The organism is Anaerotignum lactatifermentans (assembly GCF_014982935.1).
GTDB classification, from domain to species: Bacteria; Bacillota; Clostridia; order Lachnospirales; family Anaerotignaceae; genus Anaerotignum; species Anaerotignum lactatifermentans.
In genome coordinates, this window is the sequence record NZ_JADCKK010000098.1 from 1 (window position 1) to 5,706 (window position 5,706).

Genomic DNA, 5,706 nt, shown 5'->3' on the forward strand with positions numbered 1-5,706 from the left:
ATCGTTTCTACCACCAGTTGCTTGAATTCTGGTGTATATCGTTTATTTGGTACTCCTTTTGGCATAAAAATCACCCCACTTGTTATTCAGTATATCATACTGTCTAACAAATGGGGTGCAGTTCATCATGACAAAGGATTTTGGCTTTCTTATTTTATTAAGATTTTATTTGTTATGTTTTCTTATGAAGACAGCCGTCGCAATTCCCCTTAAGAAATCAATAAAATAAAAAACAATGTTTTCTTAAGGGGAAGTTGCTTTGGGAATCTTCTTTTTGGAGATTCCCAATTTTTTTTGTGATTTTTCATCATGTTTGGCAGCAACAAAGCAGAACAGCCCAGATAAAATCATAATCAAAATAAGAAAGCTGGAATCCTCTCTATCATAAGGATTTCAGCTTTTTTGTTTTCTGATGAAGATGCCCATCCTTTTGTCATTACCACTTCTCCCATTCCTCGGGTTTCCTCCTTGCGGATAGGAAAATCTATGGTATTATAAAAATAAGATTTCCTGTCATTTTCAGAAAATTCGATTCTTGTTCTTTTAGGCACATTGGAAACAGAAAAGAAAGGGGATGCGTCCTATGGCAAATATCTCTAGTGCATCAGGCACCATACATTTAACGGGAAGATGGACAAAGGCAGCGGTGGAAGCACTGCTTCCAGTACTGGACGCCTGGAAATTTTACGGAGAATACGGTCTGCAATGGTACGATACCCCAAGCTTACAGGAGCGTACGGTGGATTTTTCCGGATGCGGACGATGGTCATTTTCGGAAACACTGGATTCCTTCCATGATTGGACTTGTGGACTGCTAAAAGAAAAGCCCCAACGGAACGGACAGCCCATCTGTGCCTTAACGGAAGAAGCATATCAAAAGTTTTTGCAGATCATGGCGGAAAGAGACCTGAAACTCACCTTTGATTTTGAAGACAAAGAAGGAGGCGTCGGTTTCCGTGTCCACTGCGTCTGCAAACTTTCCAGCGACGGGGAAAAACTGCACTGCAAACAGACCCGTTTTGAAAGCATCCGAGCCACATCGGCGGATATGGAAACAGCCATCGACTTTTTCGCCCAATTTCTCACCCATGCGGATCGGGAAAAATTGCAGGAATGGATCGAAGACCATATTGATTTTTTAGACCTGTTCCGCACCTACGCACTGTATGAATACGACCAATTCATCTATGATTTTCTGGAATATATGGATGACCCTTTCCCAGATTTCTGTCGGGAATTTTCTCCAGATACGCCAGCATGGAAGTCCCTTTGTGAAGATTACGAAGACATCGTCGGAAACCTGCCGGAAGATGGGGATTGATTGAGAAATGGCTGTGTCCTTGACATAGCCTCTCATAAAGACAACAGCAAACACAAAAGACCGAACTTCCTCAAAAGGAAATCCGGTCTTTTTCTATATCATTTACTGATCTAAAATTTTGCCGTCTGTGGAAATGGTCACCACCTGCCAAGGAATGAATTTTCCGCTGGCCTGCAATGCTTTTTTCGCTGCCAGTTCCATGCCGCCGCAGCAAGGTACTTCCATACGGACGATGGTCACGCTCTGGATGTCGTTCTGCTTGATGATTTCTGTGAGTTTTTCGCTGTAATCCACCATGTCCAGTTTGGGGCAGCCCACCAGTGTGATTTTGCCTTTCATAAATTCCTCATGGAAATTGCCATAAGCATATGCGGTACAGTCTGCCGCAATGAGGAGCTTCGCACCGTCAAAGTAAGGGGCTTTGATAGGTGCCAGTTTGATTTGCACAGGCCACTGACGCAGTCTGGAAGGCACCGCAACAGGAGTTGCTTCTTCTTCTCTTTTTGCTGCCATTTTTTCCTGCACTTCCAGCAGTTTGCTCTGGCTGCCGGGGCAAGCACAGGGAGATTTCCCTTTTTTCGCCATATTTGCCTGAACAGCCCCTTCGTCATAAGCTGCCGCTTCCCGTTCCACAAATGTGATGGCACCTGTGGGACATACGGGCAGGCAGTCCCCCAGACCGTCACAGTAGTCATCTCTGAGCAGTGTGGCTTTGCCGTCTACCATACCAATGGCACCTTCGTGGCAAGCGTTTGCACACAGACCACAGCCATTACATTTTTCTTTATCAATCTCTATAATTCTACGAATCATGTGGTTTCCTCCTCGTTTTTCCGTCCTTGTTTTTCTGATAACAGTATGCTATACTGCGGGAAAATAGTATGTTGTTTTTCCAACAAAAAGGAGGGGCTTTCTCTATGGAACCATCAAAATTGGCATCTCTGCCCTTTTTTCAGGGCATTTCTCCCGAAGATATGACGAAGCTTTTAGAGGAACTGGATGCAAGAGAAGTTTTTTATGAAAAAGGCAGTTTTCTGGTACACACCGGGGATAAAATCACGGCGGCAGGACTCGTCCTTTCCGGGGAAGTTCATATCCTGCGAGAGGATTTCTGGGGCAGCCGGGCATTGGTGGCGCAAATCCCGTCGGGGGCATTTTTCGGGGAAACCTATGCCCTTTTGGATACGGCGGCGGAAGTAAGCGTATTGGCTGCCGCAGACACAACGGTGTTATACCTTTCCCTGAACCGGATACTGGCACCCACCGGGCAGACCAATCCCCTTTTTGCCCTCCTCTCCCGCCGTCTGCTGCAAATCTTTGCCGGACGGAATTTGACACTGACGCGGAAAATTGCTCACGTCACCTGCCGCAGCACAAGGGAAAAACTCCTGTCCTTTCTGTCCTCCTGCGCACAGGATTCCGGCAGCGCTGTTTTTTCCATTCCCTTTGACCGGCAGCAATTGGCGGATTATCTGGCGGTGGAGCGCAGCGCCATGTCGGCGGAACTGAGCCGCATGAAAAAGGACGGGCTGCTGGATTACCACAAAAACCATTTCCGGCTTTTCACAAAATGAATGATTACAGCAATATTTCAAATTTCTTAAACTTCCCTGAAAAATCCGTTTTTCTTTTCAAACCATGGTATAATAAGGACGAAAACATCAAGACGAAAAATATGAAAGGAGTCTTACAAAATGAAAAAGAAACTGACCATTGTGCTCAGCTGCGCCCTGGCTGCGACACTGCTGTTTGGCTGTACATCCAAAGAACCCACAACGACAGAAGGTGAAACACAGCAGCAGGAAACAACCACAGAAACAACTGCCGCTGACGGTGAACTGACTGCGGAACAGTTCCAGACACTCTATGACGGCGCATTTGCCATCTACAAGCAGATTGTACTGGAAGGCTTTGAAATGAGCACCACAGACATCATCGACGTGGACGGTTACACCTACAACCGCGTCACAGACGAACGTTTCCCCGATATGGAAGCATTCCGCACCTATCTGGGACAGTACTTCACACAGAACATGATGGACACTGACATCTTTGCTGAAAACAACATCCGTTTCACAGAAGGCAAAGGCGGCGGTCTGTATGTACTGGACGGCGCAAGAGGCACAAACATCTTCTATGCAGGCTATGTCATGGGGGAACCTGTGAAAACAGAAACAGGCATGTCCGTAACAGCTACTGCATACTACACCAAAGACGGCAATCCTTACGAAGGGGAAACATTCACAGAAGCCCCTGCAGACCCTTCCCAGTACGAAACAACAGATTACACATTCAATCTGGTACAGGAAGACGGACAGTGGAAATTTGATACCTTCCATCTGTTCTACTAAGTTGCAAAAACGCCGACCTATCTTCGGCAAGCCTTAACAGACAAAAACAGCTGAAATCTCTTGTATTTTCAAGGATTTCAGCTGTTTTATTTTGGGCTATTTTCGTTCCATTTAGAAATTGAGAGAGAAAATGGTGTTTTCCAAAAGCGGCTTTTTCTGAAAATGCCCAATGGAAAACTGTTTTTCGTTATTTTTAAAGTCCCATAGAAACCAGCGGGATAAAGATGAACAGTGTCAAAATGGGAATGAGGATCTGTGTCACAGCAATATCGAAGTAAGCTTCTTTATGGGTCAGTTTGCAGATGCCCAGCAGTGTGATCTGTGCGCCCTGATGAGGCAGGGTATCCAGTGTACCTGCGGCAATGGCGCCGATACGATGGACAGCTTCCAGACTGACACCCATGCTTTTATAGGTATCTGTCAGCGCTGCAAAGGCAACGCCCATACCGCCGGAAGCAGAACCGCATACGCCTGCGCAGATGGCAATGGTCACCGCAACGAATACCAAGGGGGAGATAGACAGATTTTGCAGGTTATTGATGAGGTATGTAAAACCTTCTGTCTGTTCCACTACGCCGCCAAAACCAACGACGATGGCTGTATTCAAAATGGCTGTGCCGGAGTCGGCAGTGCCTTTGTTAAAGACTTCAATCCAATGGGAAACATCTGCCACTCTCCGAAACATAAGCACCACTGCCAGAATGATGCCTACGGTTACGGATGTTTCCACAGGCAGTTTCACCACATTGAAGCAGATGATGATGGCTGCAATGGGAATCAGCGCAATGATGGGATGGGGCAGGTTTTCGGATGTTCTTTCTTCCAGTTCCTCCGGGGCAAGCTGCATTTTCAGGCTATCGTCAAAGAACAGTTTGCCTTTTTTGGTGAAACTGCGGGCGCGCCATTCCAGCCAGACAAAGATCATGAGGAATTCCGCCGCTGTGGCAATGAGGGAGGGAATGAGCGCAGCAGTGGCAGGTGTGCCCAGACTTTTCATGGCAATGGTATTCTGTATGGAAGGCGAGCCCGGCGCTGTCATAGACCAAGTCCAGCAGCCTGCGGAAATGGCAGCAGGAATGAGCCGCCGGGTCAAATTGGCACGTTTGAACATTTGCAGGGCAATGGGATAGACCACGAAGAATACCACGAAGCCGCTGACGCCGCCGAAGGTCAGCAGACCAGTGATGCACATGATCATAGGCGCTACAAAGTGGTTATGGGACAGACGCCCCATGGCAAGGGCAATGGATTCCGCTGCCCCTGTAAACTGATAAACTGCCCCGAACAATGCCCCTACGAAGAAAATCAGGAAATATTGGGTGATATAGCCTGATGTGGCAGGCATGAAGTCATTGAGCAGGGTATCCAGCACAGGCATTCCCGACAGCACAATGACGAATATGGTCACCAGCGGTGCCAGAATCAGGGCGCTCATCTGACGGAATGCCAGCACACCGAACAGCACAATGGCAATGACCAGCACCAATACGCTAAAATTCATTTGTCCTCCTCCTTCCCCATTTCACACAACAGCATCAACGGAATACGGGTTTCTGTTTTTCCAGAAACGCATGCATACCCACTTCTTTATCCTCTGTGGCAAAGCACAGACCTGCCAGGTCTTTTTCCACTTCCAGACCATTCATCAAATCCATGTCTGCCCCTTTGTTGATGGACAGTTTTGCATATTTGATGGCAACAGGAGATACTTTCAGGATATCTGCCATAAGGGCTTTTGCCGCATCCAGCAGTTCTTCCGCAGGGACAACTTTATTGACCAGACCATAGGACAGAGCTGTCTGGGCGTCGATGTGTTTGCCTGTGTAAATCATTTCTTTTGCCAGACCTGCACCAATCAGGACCACCGGCTTAGCCGGTGGTTTGCTCTGCCCCTAGAAGGGGCTCTCACCAGCTGCGCTTGCAAGCGCATTGAAAGTCCGCCAAGTGCTCTACTTTCTCAACTGCCGCCCTTGGCGGCTATTTTTATTTGTTCCCTTTTACTTTTTCACCCGTGAACGGGTCAATGTACTCACT

7 protein-coding genes are annotated in these 5,706 nt (G+C 47.3%); 4 read left to right on the forward strand and 3 right to left on the reverse strand.

From position 1 onward, the window contains the following. Positions 1-213: hypothetical protein (locus INF29_RS14590; protein WP_207728181.1), on the forward strand; the 213-nt coding region annotated here is incomplete at its 5' end. Positions 214-583: 370 nt separating this feature from the next. Then, positions 584-1,321, forward strand: a complete 738-nt coding sequence (locus INF29_RS13730) for a hypothetical protein (RefSeq protein ID WP_193487269.1) — start codon at positions 584-586, stop codon at positions 1,319-1,321. A 102-nt stretch (positions 1,322-1,423) separates the two neighbouring features. Here the strand turns inward: INF29_RS13730 and INF29_RS13735 are convergent, their stop codons facing one another. Continuing rightward, the gene (locus INF29_RS13735; protein WP_193487271.1) at positions 1,424-2,134 is read right to left on the reverse strand and encodes a 4Fe-4S binding protein; all 711 of its coding nucleotides are present in this window, start codon (positions 2,132-2,134) and stop codon (positions 1,424-1,426) included. Between the two features lie 104 nt (positions 2,135-2,238). Here INF29_RS13735 and INF29_RS13740 point away from each other — a divergent pair, with 104 nt between their 5' ends. Further along, positions 2,239-2,895, forward strand: a complete 657-nt coding sequence (locus INF29_RS13740; protein WP_193487273.1) for a Crp/Fnr family transcriptional regulator — start codon at positions 2,239-2,241, stop codon at positions 2,893-2,895. Positions 2,896-3,015: 120 nt separating this feature from the next. Then, complete coding sequence (locus tag INF29_RS13745) at positions 3,016-3,672, forward strand: hypothetical protein (protein ID WP_193487275.1); 657 nt, start codon at positions 3,016-3,018, stop codon at positions 3,670-3,672. 193 nt (positions 3,673-3,865) lie between these two features. On the opposite strand, the gene INF29_RS13750 is transcribed toward INF29_RS13745, so the two are convergent. Both INF29_RS13750 and INF29_RS13755 read right to left on the reverse strand, forming a co-directional pair. Further along, positions 3,866-5,173 carry a GntP family permease gene (locus INF29_RS13750; RefSeq protein ID WP_193487277.1) on the reverse strand — a complete coding sequence of 436 codons (1,308 nt, stop codon included), beginning with the start codon at positions 5,171-5,173 and terminating at the stop codon, positions 3,866-3,868. 34 nt (positions 5,174-5,207) lie between these two features. Then, the gene (locus INF29_RS13755; protein ID WP_193487279.1) at positions 5,208-5,537 is read right to left on the reverse strand and encodes an enoyl-CoA hydratase/isomerase family protein; all 330 of its coding nucleotides are present in this window, start codon (positions 5,535-5,537) and stop codon (positions 5,208-5,210) included. Positions 5,538-5,706: the final 169 nt, after the last annotated feature.

Bases quoted from the DNA above. Each gene is read 5' to 3' on its own strand.
- INF29_RS13730 (WP_193487269.1), top strand. From the start codon at position 584: ATGGCAAATATCTCTAGTGCATCAGGCACCATACATTTAACGGGAAGA.
- INF29_RS13735 (WP_193487271.1), bottom strand. From the start codon at position 2,134: ATGATTCGTAGAATTATAGAGATTGATAAAGAAAAATGTAATGGCTGT.
- INF29_RS13740 (WP_193487273.1), top strand. From the start codon at position 2,239: ATGGAACCATCAAAATTGGCATCTCTGCCCTTTTTTCAGGGCATTTCT.
- INF29_RS13745 (WP_193487275.1), top strand. From the start codon at position 3,016: ATGAAAAAGAAACTGACCATTGTGCTCAGCTGCGCCCTGGCTGCGACA.
- INF29_RS13750 (WP_193487277.1), bottom strand. From the start codon at position 5,173: ATGAATTTTAGCGTATTGGTGCTGGTCATTGCCATTGTGCTGTTCGGT.